At 67.6% G+C, this 19,198-nt stretch carries 17 protein-coding genes, 2 tRNA genes and 1 pseudogene; 7 read left to right on the top strand and 13 right to left on the bottom strand.

The features are described from left to right. Nucleotides 1-24: 24 nt before the first annotated feature. The 3 genes from ACM2XV_RS02040 to msrA all read right to left on the bottom strand — a co-directional run bounded on the left by ACM2XV_RS02040 (nucleotide 25) and on the right by msrA (nucleotide 1,827). On the bottom strand, nucleotides 25-513 hold the full coding sequence (locus tag ACM2XV_RS02040) for a DUF6993 domain-containing protein (RefSeq protein ID WP_487025827.1): 489 nt from the start codon (nucleotides 511-513) through the stop codon (nucleotides 25-27). A gap of 68 nt (nucleotides 514-581) precedes the next feature. After that, on the bottom strand, nucleotides 582-1,160 hold the full coding sequence (locus ACM2XV_RS02035; protein WP_487025826.1) for a single-stranded DNA-binding protein: 579 nt from the start codon (nucleotides 1,158-1,160) through the stop codon (nucleotides 582-584). A 139-nt stretch (nucleotides 1,161-1,299) separates the two neighbouring features. Further along, entirely contained in the window at nucleotides 1,300-1,827 is a 528-nt protein-coding gene (msrA, locus tag ACM2XV_RS02030; protein WP_487025825.1) for a peptide-methionine (S)-S-oxide reductase MsrA, read from the bottom strand. A 22-nt stretch (nucleotides 1,828-1,849) separates the two neighbouring features. Here msrA and ACM2XV_RS02025 point away from each other — a divergent pair, with 22 nt between their 5' ends. After that, entirely contained in the window at nucleotides 1,850-2,626 is a 777-nt protein-coding gene (locus ACM2XV_RS02025) for a hypothetical protein (protein ID WP_487025824.1), read from the top strand. A gap of 54 nt (nucleotides 2,627-2,680) precedes the next feature. Further along, entirely contained in the window at nucleotides 2,681-4,759 is a 2,079-nt protein-coding gene (locus ACM2XV_RS02020; protein WP_487025823.1) for an NAD(+) synthase, read from the top strand. Here the strand turns inward: ACM2XV_RS02020 and ACM2XV_RS02015 are convergent. Genes ACM2XV_RS02015 through ACM2XV_RS01980 form a run of 8 tightly spaced genes read right to left on the bottom strand, consistent with a single transcriptional unit; the run spans nucleotide 4,756 to nucleotide 15,039 of the window. Then, nucleotides 4,756-6,057 (bottom strand): hypothetical protein, encoded by a 1,302-nt coding sequence (locus tag ACM2XV_RS02015; protein WP_487025822.1) that lies wholly within the window; start codon nucleotides 6,055-6,057, stop codon nucleotides 4,756-4,758. The two genes, ACM2XV_RS02020 and ACM2XV_RS02015, sit on opposite strands and share 4 nt — an antisense overlap. After that, nucleotides 6,051-7,598, bottom strand: coding sequence for a glycosyltransferase (locus ACM2XV_RS02010; RefSeq protein ID WP_487025821.1), 1,548 nt, complete (start codon nucleotides 7,596-7,598; stop codon nucleotides 6,051-6,053). Before ACM2XV_RS02010 ends, ACM2XV_RS02015 begins: the two co-directional genes overlap by 7 nt. Nucleotides 7,599-7,613: 15 nt before the next feature. Next, nucleotides 7,614-9,941 carry an accessory Sec system translocase SecA2 gene (gene secA2, locus ACM2XV_RS02005; RefSeq protein ID WP_487025820.1) on the bottom strand — a complete coding sequence of 776 codons (2,328 nt, stop codon included), beginning with the start codon at nucleotides 9,939-9,941 and terminating at the stop codon, nucleotides 7,614-7,616. Next, the gene (gene asp3, locus ACM2XV_RS02000) at nucleotides 9,934-10,380 is read right to left on the bottom strand and encodes an accessory Sec system protein Asp3 (RefSeq protein WP_487025819.1); all 447 of its coding nucleotides are present in this window, start codon (nucleotides 10,378-10,380) and stop codon (nucleotides 9,934-9,936) included. Before asp3 ends, secA2 begins: the two co-directional genes overlap by 8 nt. Beyond that, complete coding sequence (gene asp2 / locus ACM2XV_RS01995; protein WP_487025818.1) at nucleotides 10,367-11,896, bottom strand: accessory Sec system protein Asp2; 1,530 nt, start codon at nucleotides 11,894-11,896, stop codon at nucleotides 10,367-10,369. The genes asp3 and asp2 overlap by 14 nt, the downstream gene beginning before the upstream one ends. Further along, nucleotides 11,871-13,442 (bottom strand): accessory Sec system protein Asp1, encoded by a 1,572-nt coding sequence (gene asp1 / locus ACM2XV_RS01990; protein ID WP_487025817.1) that lies wholly within the window; start codon nucleotides 13,440-13,442, stop codon nucleotides 11,871-11,873. The genes asp2 and asp1 overlap by 26 nt, the downstream gene beginning before the upstream one ends. Continuing rightward, a complete protein-coding gene (locus ACM2XV_RS01985) occupies nucleotides 13,439-14,731 on the bottom strand; it encodes a hypothetical protein (RefSeq protein WP_487025816.1) in 1,293 nt (430 codons plus the stop codon). The genes asp1 and ACM2XV_RS01985 overlap by 4 nt, the downstream gene beginning before the upstream one ends. 32 nt (nucleotides 14,732-14,763) lie before the next feature. Further along, nucleotides 14,764-15,039 carry a hypothetical protein gene (locus ACM2XV_RS01980; RefSeq protein WP_344777277.1) on the bottom strand — a complete coding sequence of 92 codons (276 nt, stop codon included), beginning with the start codon at nucleotides 15,037-15,039 and terminating at the stop codon, nucleotides 14,764-14,766. On the opposite strand from ACM2XV_RS01980, the gene ACM2XV_RS01975 reads away from it, so the two are divergent. Beyond that, nucleotides 15,026-16,240, top strand: a complete 1,215-nt coding sequence (locus ACM2XV_RS01975) for a hypothetical protein (protein ID WP_487025815.1) — start codon at nucleotides 15,026-15,028, stop codon at nucleotides 16,238-16,240. The genes ACM2XV_RS01980 and ACM2XV_RS01975 overlap by 14 nt on opposite strands. Beyond that, nucleotides 16,185-17,453: pseudogene (locus tag ACM2XV_RS01970) on the top strand (IS3 family transposase). The gene ACM2XV_RS01975 and the pseudogene ACM2XV_RS01970 overlap by 56 nt, the downstream one beginning before the upstream one ends. Before the next feature lie 175 nt (nucleotides 17,454-17,628). Here ACM2XV_RS01970 and ACM2XV_RS01965 read toward each other — a convergent pair. After that, nucleotides 17,629-17,701 (bottom strand) — tRNA-Arg (locus ACM2XV_RS01965). A 21-nt stretch (nucleotides 17,702-17,722) separates the two neighbouring features. Next, nucleotides 17,723-17,983 (bottom strand): glutaredoxin family protein, encoded by a 261-nt coding sequence (locus ACM2XV_RS01960; RefSeq protein ID WP_487025814.1) that lies wholly within the window; start codon nucleotides 17,981-17,983, stop codon nucleotides 17,723-17,725. Between the two features lie 41 nt (nucleotides 17,984-18,024). On the opposite strand from ACM2XV_RS01960, the gene orn reads away from it, so the two are divergent. From orn to ACM2XV_RS01945, 3 genes are all read left to right on the top strand, one after another. Next, nucleotides 18,025-18,645 (top strand): oligoribonuclease, encoded by a 621-nt coding sequence (orn, locus tag ACM2XV_RS01955; protein ID WP_487025813.1) that lies wholly within the window; start codon nucleotides 18,025-18,027, stop codon nucleotides 18,643-18,645. A gap of 45 nt (nucleotides 18,646-18,690) precedes the next feature. Further along, a tRNA-His gene (locus ACM2XV_RS01950) sits at nucleotides 18,691-18,766 on the top strand. A gap of 32 nt (nucleotides 18,767-18,798) precedes the next feature. Further along, a partial coding sequence (locus ACM2XV_RS01945; protein WP_487025812.1) for a phosphoribosyltransferase family protein occupies nucleotides 18,799-19,198 on the top strand: 400 nt, incomplete at its 3' end.

Here is a 19,198-nt window from a genome sequence, read left to right as displayed (position 1 = left end):
CTAAAGGCCTCGCCCGTGCGACCGTCAGCCGACGGCGGGGATGCCGCCGATGAGGCAGCCACCCGAACCCAGCACGGGTGTCACCGCGGACTGGTAGCCGTCGACTGCGCTGCCCCACTGCCCCACCAGGCACTCCTTGCCGATCTTCACCCCGACCATGATCGACCCGGGTTGCAGGTCGGCGGACGTCTTGCTGTCGGTCACCTGCGTCGCGCTCATCGGAAAACCCGCCGACTTGAGCGCAGAGGTCACGGCCGCCCCGTCTGCATTCGGCTTCCCGGCGAGCACGGCGCGGATCACGGCATCGAACGCCGGCCGGTTGTCGGCAGCCGACGCGTTCGCACGGAACTCGGCGGGGCCGGCACCAGGCGTGGCGCCGGCCGTCGCCTGCACCGTCCACGCCGTGGCTGTGGGGGTAGGCGCTACCGCCTGCCCGCCGTCGCTCGTACAGGCGGCCAGCGCCAACGCGAGCCCTGCGGCTGCGAACACGGCTGCGGCACGAGCGAACTGCACGATCCCCCCTCACCGACCGGCCCGGCGGCCGACCTCGGTCGAGTCTATGCACCGCGCCTCGTGCCCCCTCAGAACGGCGGCGTCGTCGCGAGCGCCTCGTCACTCGCGTCGCCCGCTTCGGCACCGAGTTCGGCGAGCCCGAGCGCGGTCGGCTCGCCCGCGTCGGCGACGCTGGCGGCCCCGATCGACATGCCGGGCGCTCCCCACGGTGCGTCGCCGCTTGCCTCGTCGGGCGGCGTCTGGTCGTCTTCGACGGGCTGGCCGCCGTCGTCCTTCCCGCCGCTCGGCTTGCCGTTGTTCTTCGCGAACCCGAGGGCCCTGCCCCACCGGAAGTCGTGGCCGATGCCGTCTGCCTCGATCTCGACGTCGAGGCCTGATTTGTCGCCCGCGCTCCACTCGCTGACCTTCAGCCGGCCCGTCACGATGATCGGGTCGCCCTTGTTGATGCTCGCGAACGCATTGGTGGCGAGCTCGCGGAAGCAGCTGACGCTGAACCAGCTCGTCGGGCCGCTCTCCCACCCGCCGGTGGTGCGGTTGAAGCGCCGCTCGGACGAACCGAGACGGAAGCTCGAGATGCTGAGACCGTTCACGATCACGAACTTGGGCTGGGTCGCGGCGAAGCCGCGCACGGTGATGCTCGAACTCATTGCGGAACCTCCTTGATCGGCGCCGAAGAGGCGCGGTTCCACGAGTGTGATCGGGGCAGGCATCCGCTCGCACGACGAAGCCCCCGGATCGGGGACGAATCCGCCGATCCGGGGGCTGTGCTGGGAATGATCCGCAGAACTACGCGGCGCGCACGTACTCGCCGAACGCCTTGCGCACCTTGTTGACCTTGGGCAGCGCGACCGCGAGGCAGTAGCCCTGGCCCGGGTTCTTGGCGAAGAAGTCCTGGTGGTACTCCTCGGCGCGATAGAACTCGCCGAGCGGCTCGAGCTGGGTCACGACACCGCCGCCCCAGATGTCGTTCGCCCGCTCGATGGCCTCTTCGAACAGCTTCTTCTGCTCGTCGTCGGCGTAGAACATCGCCGAGCGGTACTGCGTGCCGACGTCGGCGCCCTGGCGGTTCAGCTGGCGCGGGTCGTGGAGGGTGAAGAACGCGTCAAGAATGACGGATGCCGGGATCTCGGTCTCGTCGAAGGTGACGGCGACCGCCTCGGCGTGGCCCGTGGTTCCGGTGCACACGAGCTCGTAGCTCGGGTTCGCCACGGTGCCGCCGGTGTAGCCGCTGACGACGTCGCTCACGCCGCGCAGGGTGCGGTAGACCGCGTCGAGACACCAGAAGCAACCGCCTGCGAGGACGAAGGTCTGCATTGTGGACCCCTTTCGTGAAGTCATGTCCATGCTCTCAAACGACGGCACGCCGCAGATCGTTCCCGGGCGCGAACAGCGCGCGTCGTACTCTCACCGCATGCAGCTATGGAACGACTTCGTGAGCTGGGTCGGCGACCCCGACAACCAGCCTCTGCTCTTCGCCGTCGCGGTGTTGTTCGTCGGCATCGTGCTCTCCGGCCTCATCGCCGCCTGGATCGCGCGCGGCACCGTGCGCGGCGTGCTCGCGCGCACCGACCGCCAGCAGAAGGCGTCGGCGATCGCCGCGCTGGTGGATGCCGCGACCGAGGCCTCCGTCTGGAACTCGCTCACCCCCGGTGAGCAGGTTCTGAGCGACCGCGCCGTGGGCCAGGCCGACATCCAGGTGCGACTGCTGCCCGTCAAGGGCGCGGGCATCGCGGCCAACTGGGCCACCCACCAGCTCGCCGAGATGAAGCGGAACTCCGCCACCTTCGGCTACCAGCTCGACCCGGTCGTCGCCGAGTTCCGGGACCGGCTCATCGAGTGGCAGAACAAGCCCGGCCGCGCGAAGCGCATCTTCGCGGGCGATCTCGAGCGCTGGCGCTTCGAGTCCGCGACTCCGACGGGCCAGCTGGAGGCCGAGCAGGACCAGTGGGTCGCGCAACAGCACCACGAGAAGCACGCGGCACCCGCCGCAGCCCCCGTCACGGTTCCCCCGACGTCACCGGCCGATGAGCCGACCCAGGCGATGGCTCAGCTGCCCTCGGCCCCGCCCTATCTCCATCGGGACGACAAGGAACCCGAGCGCTACACCGCCTAGCCCGACCCGCTCGCGCGCTGTGTCGCCCGTGAGACCGTCTGCAAGACTGGCTGCATGACAGATCGGCTCACGGGCGCACGCGCGCTCGGCGCCGCAGCCGGCGCGTACACGCAGGGCTTCGCCCGAATCGCCGCGGTGACATTCCCCCTGGTGATCGCCGACCCTGCTGCAAACGCCGAGCGGCTTCTCGAGCAGGCGCGCGCCTGCCACGACCGCTCGGTCGCGGTGGCCGTCTTCACCGAGCTCTGCCTGACCGGCTATGCGCACGACGACCTCGTCCTGCAGGACGCCGTGCTCGACGCGGTCGATTCCGCGCTCGAGCGCATCGTGCAGGCATCCGCCGGGCTGATGCCCGTGCTCGTCGTCGGCGCGCCCCTGCGTCACGGCAACCGGCTCTTCAACTGCGCGGTGGTCGTCCACCGCGGCAGAGTCCTCGGCGTCGCCCCCAAGTCGTACCTGCCGAACTATCGCGAGTTCTACGAGCGCCGGTGGTACGCGCCGGGCGACGACCAGCGCGGCGGCGCGATCGAGGTGGCCGGGCAGAGCGCGCCCTTCGGGCCCGAGCTGCTGTTCGAGGCATCCGATGTGCCCGGGCTCGTTCTGCACGCCGAGATCTGCGAGGACATGTGGATTCCGGTGCCGCCCAGCGCCGAGGCGGCCCTGGCGGGTGCGACGGTGCTCGCCAACCTGTCGGGTAGCCCGATCACGGTCGGCCGGGCCGACGACCGCCAGCTGCTCGCCAAGTCCGCCTCGTCGAGATGCCTGGCTGCGTATGTATATGCCGCCGCAGGCATGGGCGAGTCGAGCAACGATCTCTCGTGGGACGGCGAGACGCTGATCTACGAGGCGGGCCGACTGCTCGCCGCCACCGACCGCTTCCCCGACGGCCCCCGTATCGCCGTCGCCGACATCGACGTCGAGCTGCTGCGGCAGGAGCGGCTGCGGCAGGGCACCTTCGACGACAACCGGCGCACCTTGGACGCGCGCATCTCCGGGTTCCGGCGCGTCAGCTTCGAACTCGCTCCCCCGACGGAGGACATCGGCCTCGAGCGCGCCGTCGACCGGTACCCCTTCGTCCCCGACGACCCGGCCCGGCTCGCCCAGGACTGCTACGAGGCCTACAACATCCAGGTGTCGGGCCTCGAGCAGCGGATGTCGGCCATCGGCGGCCCCAAGCTCGTGATCGGCGTCTCGGGCGGCCTCGATTCGACGCATGCGCTGCTCGTCTGCGCGCAGGCGCTGGACCGGCTCGGCCGACCGCGCAGCGACATCATCGCCGTCACGATGCCGGGCTTCGCCACCTCCGACGCCACCAAGTCGAATGCCTACGCCCTCGCCGCCGCGCTCGGCGTGACCTTCGAAGAGCTCGACATCAAGCCCACCGCCGAGGAGATGTTCCGCCGCATCGGACACCCGTATGCGAACGGCGAGCCCGTCTATGACGTGACCTTCGAGAACGTGCAGGCGGGGCTGCGCACCGACTATCTGTTCCGCATCGCCAACCAGCGCGGGGGAATCGTGGTCGGCACGGGCGACCTCTCCGAGTTCGCGCTCGGCTGGGCGACCTACGGCGTCGGCGACCAGATGTCGCACTACGCCGTGAACTCGGGCGTGCCCAAGACCCTGATGCAGCACCTGATCCGCTGGGTGAGCGGCTCCGGGCAGTTCTCGAGCGAGGTGTCGGACGTTCTCGAGCGGGTGCTCGCCACCGAGATCACCCCCGAGCTCGTGCCGGCCGGCGAGGACGGCGTCGTGCAGTCGACCGAGAAGACCATCGGGCCCTACGCGCTGCACGACTTCGCACTGTTCCACACCCTGCGCTACGGCCTGCGCCCGAGCAAGATCGCCTGGCTGGCGGCGCGGGCCTGGGCGGATGCCGCGAGCGGCGCCTGGCCGGCGGGGTTCCCCGACGACGCGAAGGTCGAGTACTCGGTCGACGAGGTCGTGACGTGGCTCGAGGTGTTCCTGAAGCGCTTCTTCGGCTTCGCGCAGTTCAAGCGCACCGCGGTGCCGAACGGCCCGAAAGTGGCGGCCGGCGGCTCGCTGTCGCCCCGCGGCGACTGGCGCGCTCCGTCGGATTCCGCGGCGACGACCTGGCTCGCCGAGCTGCACTCGGCGTTCCCGCGCCCCTAGCCGAGCAGACGGCGATAGTCGTCGACCGACGACAGCGGCCCGTGCTGCTCGTGCAGTGCGGCGAGGGCCGCCCTCCTGCCCTCCGAGCTGCTCGTGGCGGCATCCAGCCGGGCCCTCAGCTCGCTCGGCGTCGCGAACGTGAGCGAGAAATCCGGTGCCTTCGCCCGCCCGGCGAGCGCCATGACGACCAGGTCGAGATAGTAGGCAGCTTTGACGACGTCGAGCACATGACCGCCTGCGTTGATGTCGAGGTACACGGATGCCTTCTCGAGCTCATCTCGAATGCGGTGGTGAGTGATGCTGGGGGTCAGCGCGAGATTCGAGTGGCGCCGCCCGAGCTCCTGCAGGCGCTCGCTCATGAGGGTGAGCGCGGCGACCGAGAAGGTGAGGTCGGGAAACGCCTCGAGCAGCTCGGGCAGCCCTGCGAGGTCGTCGCTGTTCGTCAGGGTGAACACGCGCTTCGGGTCGAAGCTCTCGTGAGCGGCGAACTGATCGAGGTGCGAGAGGTACTCGAGGTGCAGCGGCGTCTCGGGGTACTGTGCCGCCACCTTCCGCCTCAGTCGCTCGTCGAAGAAGACGATGCGGGCGAGTGCCTTCGGCTGCTGCAACTCGGTGGTCATGTTCTCGGGCGGGTCGCCCGGCATCGGCTCCTGCCAGAACAGGGTCGTGTTCGGGCGCCGTGCGCGCGTGCGCATGACGAACAGCGGGTACGAGAGCGAATTGATCAGAACCTCATCGTCGGCGAGCCCCTGCTCGTCGACGAAGTGCGAGACGAAATCCGTGAGGCTCGGGAACGTGAGCAGGCGCCCGGCCGATCGCATGACGACCGATCGCACGACATGGTCGACCTCGATCGTCCACTCCCCCGGCCCGCGGTAGACGGTCTGATGCACGGCCCCATCGGCGTAGTAGCTCACCGCGTACCGGTTCCCATAGCGGTCATAGCGGTCGGTGTGCCCCACCGACCCGTCGCGCAGCAGCCAGTCGACGCTCTCGACCTGCCGGAACGTGTTCGCCTCGTAGTTGATCCGCCCGATCACCTCGTCGTCGCGCAGCACCTCGCCATAGACCTCGCTGCCCTGCCGGATCTCGCACCACGGGGGAATCGGGACCTCGTTGAAGAAGAGCGGCTCGCCCCGCAACTCAAGGCCGGTGTAGACGACGAAGGGGCAGAGCGCCCCGTCTGCCAGCTCGCCACCGTAGTTGATCACCACAGGGGTCAACGGCACACCTGCCGTCTCGAGCGAGTGCATGAGCTCTCGCGTGGCGTCGTCGTAGTCGTTGAAGAGGCCTAGCACGCGTCCTCCTCCCGCAGCAGCTCCTCCCAGAGCCGCCGAACCTGGTCTGCGGTGTAGGACTCTGCCGAGTGCACGCTGTGGCTCCGCATCGCAGCGAAGTCCGCAGACGAGAGGGTGGCGACGATCGCGTCGGCGAGGGCGGCGGCGCCCCGCGCTCCAGGGGCGTACGGCACGAGGCAGCCGTTCGCGCCCTGCTCGACCATCTCGCGGTTGCCGTAGTCGATGTCGAAGCCCACGATCGGCAGCCCCTCCGCGATCGCCTCGAGCAACGACAGACCGAAGCCCTCTGAGGTGGATGCCGAGACGTAGAGCCCGTAGCCGCCGAGCAGCCCCTCGAGCCGGTGGTGGCCCATGAGCCGCACGCAGTCCGCCGTCCCGGTGTCGGCGATGGCCGCGATCAGAGGGTCGCGGCGGCCCTCGCCGTAGATGTCGAGGCGCAGCTCGGGAATCCGCCGCCGCGCGAGCGCAACGGCGTGGATCAGGACGTCGAGGTGCTTCTCATCGGCCAGGCGGCTGGCCGTGACGAGCGCGTAGCGGTCGTAGGCCGGTCGAGCCGACGCCTCGCGCACGAAGCCGACCGGGATGCGGTCGACACGGTAGCTGCCCGGCGGAAGCCGCGCCGCGAGCTGCGCGTCGAGCACCGCCTGCTGGCGGTGAGTCGAGACGATGAAGCCGTCGACGAGCTCGGGCCGGGTGAACACGTTCTCGTAGTGGTTGTTCCACAGCAGCACGCCGTCGTCCATCTGCTTCAGGTCGTAGTGCTCGGCGTGCACGACCGAGTACAGCCGGTGATCGCCGATGACCGGGTAGATGCCGTCGATGACGTCGAGCGCACGGTCGACGATCACGACGTCGTCGGGCCGGTCGAAGAGGCGCGCGAAGACGAACTGGAAGAACTGCGAGCGACCCTCGAGCAGGATGTCGCCGCGAAACGAGCTCGGTGCGGTGCGGCCCCTGCGTGCCGGGCTCCGGTAGAGCGGCGAGGCGGGTGTGATGACCGTGCGGGTGATCTCGCGGCCCCGGTAGAACTGCTCGGCGGCGACCCGCCCGTCCGGCGTGAAGAAGACGCGGCGCACCGGCTGGTTCTGGTGGTAGTACTCGACGTTGTTCAGCGTCGCGTCGTAGTGCTCGGCGCGCACGAGCCGGTCGCCGACGACCGTGTCGACGCGGTCGACGAGGCGCTCGCCCGTGGTCCAGATGCGGTGCCGCACCGGCGCGCTCGTCAGCCTGATGTCGATGTGGTCGTCGTGCACCTCGGGCCCGGAATGCGGCTGGGCGATCGCCGCGATGATGGCGTCGGCGCTCGTCTCGCACGGGCGGGCGCTGCGCCCCGAGACCAGGTTGTAGATCCACAGCACCTGCGGCTGCGGGAACCCGAGCCGATCGGTGAAGACGCTGAGGTTGGTGCCGATGTAGTCGGTGAAGACGTAGTAGTCGTCGACCCACGGGATGCCCGCGAGGAGCTCGCGGCGGTACGCCTGGGCGTACTCCACCCCACTCGAGGCGAAGCCGATCGCCTTGTTGATGTTGAAGACGCGCACCGGGCTCCTACCGGCTCACGCGAACTGGATGACGAGGCCGCCGTCGCCACCGCGCTCGATGCGGCTCAGGCACAGCAGCCGCACGATGTCGCGGTTGATCCGCCGCTTCATCTGCTCGAAGGCGAAGTACGCCTCTTTCCGGTACTCGTACTCGACCTTGTGCTGGGCGAGGTTCCGGTCCTGCACGACGGTCTTGAGCTGCTCGAGGAAGTCGACCTGCTCGACCCAGGCGACATCGATCGACTTGAGGAAGCAGATGTTCTGGAACCGGGCGTACACGTCAGGGTCGGCGAGCGCGTCGACCTTCTGCTGGATCGCCTGCGAGAACGTCGTCGACAGGAAGTCCTTCACGTGGGAGTCGTTACCCGTGTCGACCGAGTGGAAGTCGTCGGGAAGGTGGTAGCTCAGGTTGTCGAAGACGTACCGCATGAGCGTGCCGCGGTCCGCGCCGACCCCCGCTTCCACCGCCTCGGCGAACACCTGCTCGGCGATGCCCTCGAGCTCATCGCGGCCGATCGGCTCGCCCGTGATGATCTCATTGCGCACGGCGTAGACGAGGTCGCGCTGACGCGCCATGGCGATGTCGAAGTCCTTCGAGAGCTTCCTCGCCCCGCTCGCGGAGTCCTCGCTGGCTCGCTGCGCGCGGGCGAGCAGGCGCAGCATGGTTCGCGTGCTCCGGCGCCTCGTGCGGACATCCTCGGGTTTGATCGACCCGAAGCGCACGAAGAGGTCGTCCTCCATCGAGGCATAGAAGCGACTCGACCCGGGGTCGCCCTGCCGGCCGGCACGCCCGCGGATCTGCCCCTCGACCCGTCGGTTGGGGAACTGCTCGGTGCCGATGATGACGAGGCCGCCGAGCTCCTTGGCGTCAGGCTCGACCTTGATGTCGGTGCCGCGGCCCGCGATCAGGGTGGCGACCGTGATCGCGCCCTTCCGGCCGGCCTCGCGGACCATCTCGGCCTCCTTCGCCTCGCTCAGCGCGTTGAGCAGGTTGTGCTCGATGCCGCGGTCGAGCAGATACTGCGAGAACCTGATCGAGCTCTTGACCGAGCCCGTCGTGAGCAGAATCGGCCGCTGGGTTGCGCGCACCTCGTCGAGATAGTCGAGGATCAGCCGCTCCTTCTCGTCGACCGTCTGCACGACGACATCCGGCTCGTCAACGCGGATGACCGGGCGATAAGTCGGAATCTCGACGACATCAGTGCCGTACGTCTTGAGCAGCTCCTTCTCGGCGCCTTTCGCGGTGCCGGTCATGCCGCCCATCTTGTCGAACATGAGGAACAGGTTCTGATAGGTGACAGAGGCCATGGCGCGGTTCTCGGTGGTGATCTCAAGGCTCTCGCGGCCTTCGATCGCCTGATGCAGCCCACCCTGCAGCTTGTTGCCCTCGAGCAGGCGGCCCGTGACCGAGCTGAGCAGCACGAGCCGGTCCCCCAGCACCATGTAGTCGCGCATCGGCTGGAAGCTCGTGCGCGCCCGCAGCGCGAGGTGGATGTGGCGGTTCAATTGGAAGCGCTCGGGGGCGTAGATGTTCTCGACGTGGAAGAACCGGTTTCCCGCGGCGATGCCCTCGTCAGTGAGAGCGACGACGCCCGAGCTCTCGTCGTACTCGTACTCGACCCCGTCGCGCAGCGTCGCGACGAAGGCATCGGCGAGGGGGTACAGGTTCGACTGGACGCGCGGCGACCCCGAGATCACGAGGGGCGTCTGCGCGAGGTCGAGCAGGATCGCGTCGGCCTCGTCGATGAGCACGTAGTTGAACGGCTGCAGGAACTTCTCCTGCGTCGTCCCCGCGAGGTTCTCGAGCAGGTAGTCGAAGCCCACCTTGTCGCTCGTCGTGTAGATGACGTCGGCCGAGTAGATCGCCTTCTTCTCGGGAACGGAGAAGTCGGGTGCGCCCGCTTCCGGAACGCCGACCGCGAGCCGCAGGCCCATGAACTCGAAGAGCGGCCGGAACTCCTCCGCGTCGCGGCGCGCGAGATAGCCGTTGACCGTGACGAGCATCGCGCCGCGGCCCGACAGCGCGTTGAGGTACAGCGGCAGGGTGGCCGTGAGGCTCTTGCCCTCACCGGTCTTCATCGCGGCGATGTCGCCCTGGTGCATGACGATGGCGGCGAGCACCTGGTTGTCGTAGGGGAACTTGCCGACGATGCGCAGCGCCGCCTCGCGAAGCGCCGCGTATGCCTCGGGCAGCAGAGCGTCGAGGGATTCCCCCTTCGCGACGCGCTCGCGGAACTCGGGGGTCTTGGCCCGCAGCTCACCGTCGCTCAGGGCCCGCATCGCGTCCTGGTAGGAGTTCACGCGCTGGATGAGGCGGCCGTTGCGCGCTCCGCGGTCAGCCATTCCCGCTCACCTCCAAAAGGGCCAGAGATGTGAAGCGCACCTCGTCGCAGCCGGCGTTCACCAAGCGGATCGAGTAGTGGTGCACCTCGGGCGGGTAGTCGAAGGAGTAGTCCGGCGGGTACAGCAGCTGGGCGGTGAGCAGCCCGCCGAACCGATCGAAGAACCGCACCTCGAAGACGAGCGTGTCCTGCGGCACGGCCACCACGCGCGGCTCGATCCGATAGCTCTTGCCGTGGTGCAGCAGCGGCAGGGCCGGGGTGTCGCGCACCGACTGGTAGTCGGTGAACGAGTACCACTCCTGCAGCGTCGTGCCGCTCGGCATGAGCCGGTTCACCAGGTGCACCTCGCCCGACGCGTCGAAGGCCAGAGCGGAACCGTAGAGCGACGCCGGGCTGTTGTGATTGCCCCAGCGCACCGTCGCGACCTCAGCGGCTGACATCGAGCGCCCCCTGATACTCGTCGATGATGCGCCTGTACTGGTTCACGAACCAGGTGACGATCGATGCACTGTCGTCGTTGTGGCGCCCCTGGTAGCCGCGCGCGATCACCGTCGTCGGCTTCCCGGTCTGCGAATTGAGCAGCGTGTAATAGGCCTCGTCGTCGTAGTCGTCCTGCTGCATGTACGACAGCAGGATCTTGGTGTCCCCGAAGCCGGGCTCGCCCGTCCAGCGCTCGACGAGTCGCTGCGTGAACCGCGCCGCCGTGGACTCGTCGACGCCGCGATCCTCCCGGTTCCAGAAGTTCACCATGTCGAAGACCGTGAAGAACTCGTTGGGGCGGACGAGGCGCCCTCGCTCGGCCACATAGTCGAGGTCGACGATGGGCTTGCCTGCGATGATCGCGAGCGCATCGAGCTGCGACCCGTAGTAGAGCGCGCCGAACGACCCCATCGACAGGCCCGAGACGATCACGTCGCTCTCCTGGAACCCCAGATCGCGGATGTGCTCGCGGATGACCCGCAGCAGCCCCTCCTCCAACTCGGCGCTGCCGAGATAGAAACGGCCGCCCTCCAGCCTGGGGTCGGTGACGAGCAGGAAGGGGTGCCCCATGCGCTCCATCATGAAGTAGCCCTCGAAGCCTTCCGCGGGCCGATACCCGGCGAAGTAGATGTTGAACGGCGGCTCGAGATCGCCCGGGTGGAAGTAGTAGAAGAGCTCCTCACGCCGGCTGTCGACGATGCGCCGGCCCCCGGGCAGGAAGTACCCCGCGCCGAGCCGCGAGTGCCGGTAGTGGATCGGCCCGACCTTCACCTCGCCCGTGCCCCTGGCGAAGATCGAGCAGGCGAGGTAGCCGCTGGTCGGCTCGTCGATCACGATCGGCTCGGCCAGTTCGGCTTCGGAATAGCGGCGCTGGAAGACGATCACGTCGGGCGTGCCGCTCTGGATGAGCTGCACGCTGAGCTCGATCTCGCAGCCGGCATCCTTGACGTACTCCGGCCAGAGCTCCAGGGCCCGCTCGCTGTCGTAGGCGATGTTCTCGCGCCAGATCACCAGCTGGCGCAGCTCGTCGCCGTGATCGATGTCCGCAACGAGGTACGCGTTGCCCTCGTACCGCGAGCCGCCGGTGTGGAAGGGCGAGAGCAGTGCCTTCCTGATCTCGAGCTTCTGGCCGAACGGCTTGGCGAAGTACTTCCGGGGCAGCGCGTCGATGATGCCCTGCCGATCGCCGAGATCCTCGTAGACCGCCGCCTTGCGCGCGAGGAAGCGCTGGGCCGCATCGTCGAACCCGTCGCGCAGCTCACGGGCGACCAACAGCGTGTAGGGCGTCACGACGGTGTCGAGTTCCTGCAGCCGCTCCAGCTCGCACGGGGCATCCAGCACCGTGACGTCGACGCGCCCGATGAGCTTCGCATCGACGGCCGACACATCGCCTGCGGGGATGAAGGCCCATTCGACACCGGTCGGCAGGCTCGAACTCGCCGACCAGTCGTCACGCCCGATCTGAAGGACCCGCATAGGCCACCGCCTCTCTGATCAGATCCCACCGGCCGAGAATCTCGTGCGCCCGGAACAGGTCCTGCAGCACCCTGCACTGCACGAGGGACTGGTTCCAGTGCTCGAGTCCGTTCAGGAAGTAGTCGAGGGCCGGCGCCAGTTCCGACTCGTCGCTCACCACGTAACCGTTGATCGGATGCGTGATCAGCTCGTGCTCGTAGCGATTGATCTGCGGAACACCGGCGTTGACCGCTTCGGTCGCGAGCCGGTAGTTGACCGACCGGCCGAGATCGATCAGCACGCGCGACTTCGTGACCGTCTGGATCATGTCGGCTTCGCGGTCGATGAAGGTGAGCTGAATCCTCTCCTCCGGGGCTTCGGCGATGCCCACGTCGATGCCGAGCGCCGTGAGCTCGTCATCGGCGGCGAATGCCTGGTCGAGGTGCTGATAGCCGGCGATCACACGGCGCACCTCGCCGAGGAAGTCGAGATCCTGTGAGCGGAAGGTGCACACGAGCAGGCGGGTGTGGTCGTTGCCGACCAGTTGCCCGACCGTCATCGCGATGGCGTAGTCGAGCTCTTCGGGCGTGATGCCGTCGACGAAGAGCGAGATGTAGACCTTCGCCTCGTTGGCGCTCGCGCCGAAGGTCGATCGGCGCTCGAGCGGGTAGACCGACAGCACAGGAAGCGCCGCCCACACGTCGAGCTCTTCGGCCGCGCCGCTCGTCTGCTGACCCACGTCAGCGAACACGGCGCCCGCCCGGGCGAGCACCTCGCCGGATGCCCGCGCGGTGCGGTTCACCGACCGTGACAGCACCAGCGTCTGGTCGGTCAGCACCGATGCCACGAGGTCGTTGTGCTGCTCGGACACGGCGAGGACGACCGTGTCGTGCTCACCGCTGCGTGAGCCGAGATGAGCCCCGAGGAACTCGGCCATCAGGGCCTCCCAGCTCTCGTACGACGGCTGCCGGAATCGGTCGCCGTCGTTCTGAACGACGTCGATGCGGCCCGACGGCACGTCCTCGCTCACGATCACGTCGCCCGTGCGCGACAGGTAGTACTGGGTCATGGGGCGGCCCGTCTCGTCGTGCATGAGGACGCTCGACAGGAATCCCCTGTCGTCATAGATGCGCTCCAGCGCAGGCATCCCATCGCCGTAGTAGCGGATCGACTGCAACGTGCCCTCGCGCGCCAGGTACACGCGCGCATAGACGGCATCGCCCTGCATCACCGTCACGATGAACGGGTTGTAGTGGAAGCTGACGCCGTCTGGCCACTCGAGCTGCAGGAAGTCGATGGGGCGCGTGTAGTCGTCCTCGAGGCCCTGGATCTCGTCGAACAACGACCAGTACGGCACGTCGAAGATGCTCTGGCTGTGCAGGAAGCGGCGCAGGCTGGGCACATAGTTCAGCACGATCAGTGCGGCCTCTTCGGTGCCCTGGTGGAACACGCGCAGCTGAGTGACCGTGTCGTCGGACTCGGCCGCGGCCTTCGCGCGGAACCAGGCGCTGTCGGTCGAGTACCAGGGGCGGTCGGCGCCGTACCAGGCGGGAATGAAGTGGATCATGCGACCGCCTTGCTCGTCCGCGTCGCGGCGCCGCCTCGGAAGTCGAAGACGTACTTCGTGCCGAGCAGCGTGTCGGCGATCTCCTCGTGCAGCATCCACAGCACGCCGAGCAGGATCATCAGGGTCTGTGGTGCCGTCAGCACGAACTGAAGGTTCGGGAAGGTGCCGATGAAGTAGAGCGGCAGCCCGGTGAACACCACGAGGAACAGCCCGCTCAGCACCGAGAGCAGCACGACGCGACGACGGATGTAGCCCCGCGTCGCCTCGCCCGGGGCGACGTGGTCGAAGTACTCGCCGCTGTCCCTCATGCGCTTGGCGGCCCCCTTCGGGTCGACGGTGAAGAGCCCGAAGAAGATGGTGAGGCCGAACAGCAGCATCAGATATGCGGTGAACCCGATCGGGCTGCTCAGCCCCCACACCGACAGGAAGCGGCCGGCGCCTGAGGCGGCACCGGGAATCACCACCCCGGCCGCGTGCACGACGAACTGCGGAATCGCGATCAGCGACAGCGCGTACATGATCGGCGAGGCTCCCGCCGGGTTGAGCTTGATCGGCAGATACGACACGCCGATGAATCCGCTGTCGATCGACACCTTGTTCACGTGCAGCCGCAACTCGGCGTTGCCGAGGAACACGCCGATCAGAATGACGCAGACGCACGCGGCGATCACGAGCCACAGCACCAGCAGGTAGCGGTCGCTCGAGGTCGCGACATGCATCGTCTCGAGGTTCCGCATGGCGGTGATGATGATCTGGTACAGGATGAACATCGTGATGCCGCCGAGGCCCAGGTCCTCGTTGCGCTTCGCGAGCCACGCGACCAGCACCGCGCCCGCGGTGAAGATCACGACGATGACGATCTGCGCGTTCACCTGGTCCGAGAAGGGACCCCAGGTCACTCCGCTGATGTCGTACCGCGACATGAGGCTGATCGACTGGATGATCGCCAGCACGATCATGACGACGTAGCGCGCGCGATCCTGCGTCTGCTCGGGGATCTTCCGATCGCGCGCGATCTTCCCGATGAACAGGAAGCGCCACAGGATCGCGGCGCCCATCCACGGACCGAGCCCGAGGGAGAACAGCGATGGGTAGAAGAAGTTGCCGCCGGTCGCGATGTTCGCGATGTTGAGCAACTGCGTGTTCGCGGCATCCGTGCCCGTCGCCGAGCCGTGCAGAAGGGGCACGGGGATGTATCGGCCGATCATGAAGCACGCGAAGAACAGCGCGGTCCAGAGCAGCTTGGTCCTCAGCGAAGCGAACTTGCCGCGTTCACGAATCTGCGCCACACGCCGTCCTTCCCCCGTTCACCGCTGCGGACTCACTGCCTGTTGCCCCGATTGCCGAAGATGCCCAGCGAGCGCAGCAGAGACCCAATGCGGGACTGGCCGCTCGGCGCCCCCGACTCGCTCTGAAGGTAGCTCTCTGCCGCCGACATGCTCTCGATCACCGAGTCGCTGACGGAGGACTCGGAGTCGCTCGCCGACAGCGTGCCGCTCACGGACTCGTAGATGACCGTGCTCTGCGACTCTGTGACCGAGTCGGTCTGCGACACGCTCTCTGAAGTCGACTCGCTGCCGGAAGTGGAGGTGCTCATCGAGCCCGCACCTGCCGAGGCGCTGAGCTCGGGGGCCCCGACCACCGCCACGGGGCCGGATCCATCGCCGGCGCCCGGCACTCCCTGCACCGCGCTCCCGGCCCCCGACTCGAGCGGGCTGCTCGAGCCCGGAACCTGCGGCTCGCTCAGCGAGATCGAGGTACTGGCGGATGCCGAATCTGAGGCGCTGGTCGAGAGAGACTCGCTGGCGGAGGTCGACTCAGACTCGCTCGTCGACGTGGACTCCGACGTACTCGTCAATACCGATTCGCTGGTCGACGTGGACTCCGACTCAGAGGTACTGCTCAACTCGGACTCAGAAACACTGGCCGAGCCCGACTCACTGGCCGACGTGGACTCCGACTCGGACGTACTCGTCGACTCAGACTCACTCGTGGAACCAGACTCCGACTCAGAGCTGCTGCTCGACGCGGACTCAGATGTGCTCGTCGACTCAGACTCGCTAGTCGACGTGGACTCCGACTCCGAGGTGCTGGTCGACTCAGACTCACTGGCCGACGTGGACTCCGACTCAGACGTACTCGTCGACTCAGACTCACTCGTGGAACCAGACTCCGACTCAGAGGTGCTGGTCGACTCGGACTCAGATGTGCTCGTCGACTCAGACTCGCTAGTCGACGTGGACTCCGACTCCGAGGTGCTGGTCGACTCAGACTCGCTAGTCGACGTGGACTCCGACTCCGAGGTGCTGGTCGACTCAGACTCACTGGCCGACGCGGACTCCGACTCAGACGTACTCGTCGACTCAGACTCACTCGTGGAACCAGACTCCGACTCAGACGTGCTGCTCGACTCAGAGGTGCTCGTCGACTCGGACCCGCTCGTCGAAGCCGACTCAGACTCGCTGGTCGACACGGACGCCGACTCGGAGACACTCGCAGACCCAGACTCGCTGACCGACGTCGACTCGGATTCCGACTCAGACGTACTGGTCGACTCGGACTCGCTCGTGGATACCGACTCACTTGTGGAACCGGACTCCGACTCCGACTCCGAGACACTGGCCGACTCGGACTCACTGACCGACGTGGACTCAGACTCCGAAACACTCGCCGACTCAGACTCACTGAACCGTCCCCGGTTTGCTGCCGCTTCTTTTCGAGTGTGGAAGGAAGATGTTCATCGTGCCGAAGAGGATTCCCGAGGAGACGAAGCAGCGCGCGGTGCGGCTGGTGCTTGACCACTTGGACGAGTACCCGAACTTGACGGCGGCGTGCGAGACGGTCTCGGCGCGGCTGGGTTTCGGGGCCGAGTCGCTGCGCCGCTGGGTGCGGCAGGCGCAGGTCGATGCCGGGCAGCGGGAGGGCGTGACCACGGTCGAGGCCGAGGAGGTCAAGGCTTTGCGCCGGGAGGTGCGTGAGCTGCGCGAGGCGAACGCGATCCTGAGGGACGCGGCGGTTTTCTTCGCCGGGGAACTCGACCCCCGACGCCGCTGATCCTCGCGTTCATCGAGGAGCAGCGGGCCAAGGGCCGCGCGGTCGGGTCGGTCCTGGCGGTTCTGCGTTCGCAGGGCGTCAGGATCGCCGCGCGGACCTACCGGGCGTGGAAGCACGCCCAGCCCAGCGATCGCGACCGGGACGACGCCGAGCTTGCCGATGTGCTGCGCGGAATCGCGGGCACGCCGAAAGAGCATGTACGGCAGGCGCAAGATGACCGCGCACCTGAACCGGGAAGGATATGCCGTCTCGAAGCGGCGGGTGGACCGGCTCATGCGCGAGCTGGGCTTGAACGGGCGGGTGCGGGGCCGGAAGACGCGCACCACGGTTCCCGACCCGAAGGCGCCGAGGGCGCCGGACCTGCTGAAGCGCGACTTCACTGCCGCCGCCCCGAACCGCAGCTGGGTGGCCGACTTCACCTATGTGAGCACGTGGTCCGGGTTCGTGTACGTCTCCTTCGCGATCGACTGCTACTCGCGCGCCATCGTCGGCTGGTCGGCTGCGACGATCAAGACCACCCCGCTGGTCACGAACGCGCTGCGAATGGGCCTGTGGCGGCGCGACAAGGCCGGCCACGCCGCCCGGGACGGACTGATTCATCATTCGGATGCGGGCAGCCAGTACACCTCGATCCGGTTCGCCGAGACCCTCGCCCTGGAGGGGATCGCCGCCTCGATCGGCACCGTCGGGGATGCGTATGACAACGCCCTCGCCGAGTCGACGATCGGCCTGTTCAAGACCGAGGCCATCCGCGAGGACTCGCCCTTCCGAACCGGCCCGCTCCGGCAACTCGAGGATGTGGAATGGGTCACCGCGAACTGGGTCCACTGGTACAACACCGCCCGGCTGCACTCGCTCCTCGGGAACATGCCGCCCGACGAATACGAGACCAGCTACTACGCTGACCTCGACAGCTCACCCGAACCCGGGACAGAGCCCCGCAACGAAGCGGCATAGAACCGGGGACGGTTCAACCTCCTGGATGACCGACTCCATCACGTCGTCGAGCGTGCTCACGAGCCACACAGTAGCACCCGCCGTGCCGCCGGTCAGTGGGTCGCGCAACAACCATGTCAAGCGCGGCGAATCGGCGCTCTGACCGGCCATGAAGTAGACCGACTGGTCGAGCTCGTGCCCCCGGCGAGGATCGAACTCGCGACCAAAACATTAGAAGTGTTCTGCTCTATCCACTGAGCTACGGAGGCCGGACAAGTTTACCGAAAGGGCTAGAGCGCCTTCGCCGCGGCGACCAGCACCTGGTTCAGGGTCGGCACGCCCTCTGCGCGAAAGACCTCTGCTCCCCCGGCATCCGTCACGATCACGGTGGGCGTCGACCGGATGCCGGATGCCTCGGCGTCGCGCTCGAATGCCACGACGTCCTTCTCGACGACGGCGGCCCCCGGAATCAACCGCCCCGCCTCGGCGAGCACCGCGCGCGTCGCCATGCACGGGCCGCAGAATGCCGAGGTGAAGAGGGTGAGCTGCACCCTTCCAGCCTAAGCAGGGTGTGCGCCAATAGGATTGGAGCATGTCTGCTGCCTCGGATCGTCTCGTCTGGATCGACTGCGAGATGACGGGTCTCGACCCCGATAAGGACGAGCTGGTCGAGATCGCGGTGGTCATCACCGACTCCGAGCTCAAGCCCGTCGCCGAGGGCATCGACATCGTGATCAAGGCGAGCGACGAAGCGCTCGCCGGCATGGGCGAGTTCGTGACGAACATGCACACGACCAGCGGCCTCATCACCGAGATCCCGACCGGCAAGAGTCTCGCCGAGGCCGAGTACGAGGTCATGGAGTACGTCCTCAAGCATGTGCCCGACGAGGGCAAGGCGCCGCTCGCCGGAAACACGATCGGCACCGACCGCATGTTCATCACGAAGTACATGCCGCGCCTCGACGCGCATCTGCACTACCGCTCGATCGACGTCAGCTCCATCAAGGAGCTCTCCCGTCGCTGGTTCCCGCGGGTCTACTTCCAGGCGCCTGAGAAGGCCGGCGGCCATCGCGCGCTCGCCGACATCCTCGAGTCGATCCGCGAGCTCGACTACTACCGCAAGGCGGTCTTCGTCGCCGCCCCCGGCCCGACCAGCGAAGAGGCGCTCGCCGTCGCCACGTCCGTGGTGAACGAGTGGGCTCCTCGCATGTAATACACTTGACTGGTTGCCCGCTCGCCTTCCGAGACGGGCCTCATGGTGGTCGTAGCTCAGTTGGTAGAGCACCTGGTTGTGGTCCAGGGGGTCGCGGGTTCAAGCCCCGTCGATCACCCCAATTCGCCCTGGCGGGCGCACGTGGTCTGATCCATGAATCGCTATCGTGACCGACGCGAGGCCGGCGAGACCCTCGCCGCGTCCGTGGCCGAGCGGCTCTCTTCCACCGCCTCCCCTGTCGTCCTCGGTCTCCCGCGCGGCGGTGTTCCCGTCGCGGCCGCAGTGGCCCGGGCGCTCGACGCCCCACTCGACGTCCTCGTCGTGCGCAAGCTCGGCCTCCCCCTCAGCTCCGAGGTCGCCATGGGTGCCATCGCCTCCGTCGGCGGCGAGCTCGCGGTTGTCGCGAACGACGAGCTGCGAGCGCAGGTGACCGGGGATGCCTGGGCCGATGCCCTTGCCAGAGAGACCGCCGAGCTCGAGCGCCGCGTGCGCGCCTACCGCGGCGACCGCTCTGCCCTCGCCCTCGCGGGGCGCTCCGTGTTGCTCGTCGACG

The sequence above is a fragment of the Gryllotalpicola sp. CP2-P1 genome (genome assembly GCF_057512245.1).
The sequence above is the reverse complement of the archived record's forward strand: the minus strand, read 5'-3'. Positions and strand labels throughout refer to the sequence as shown.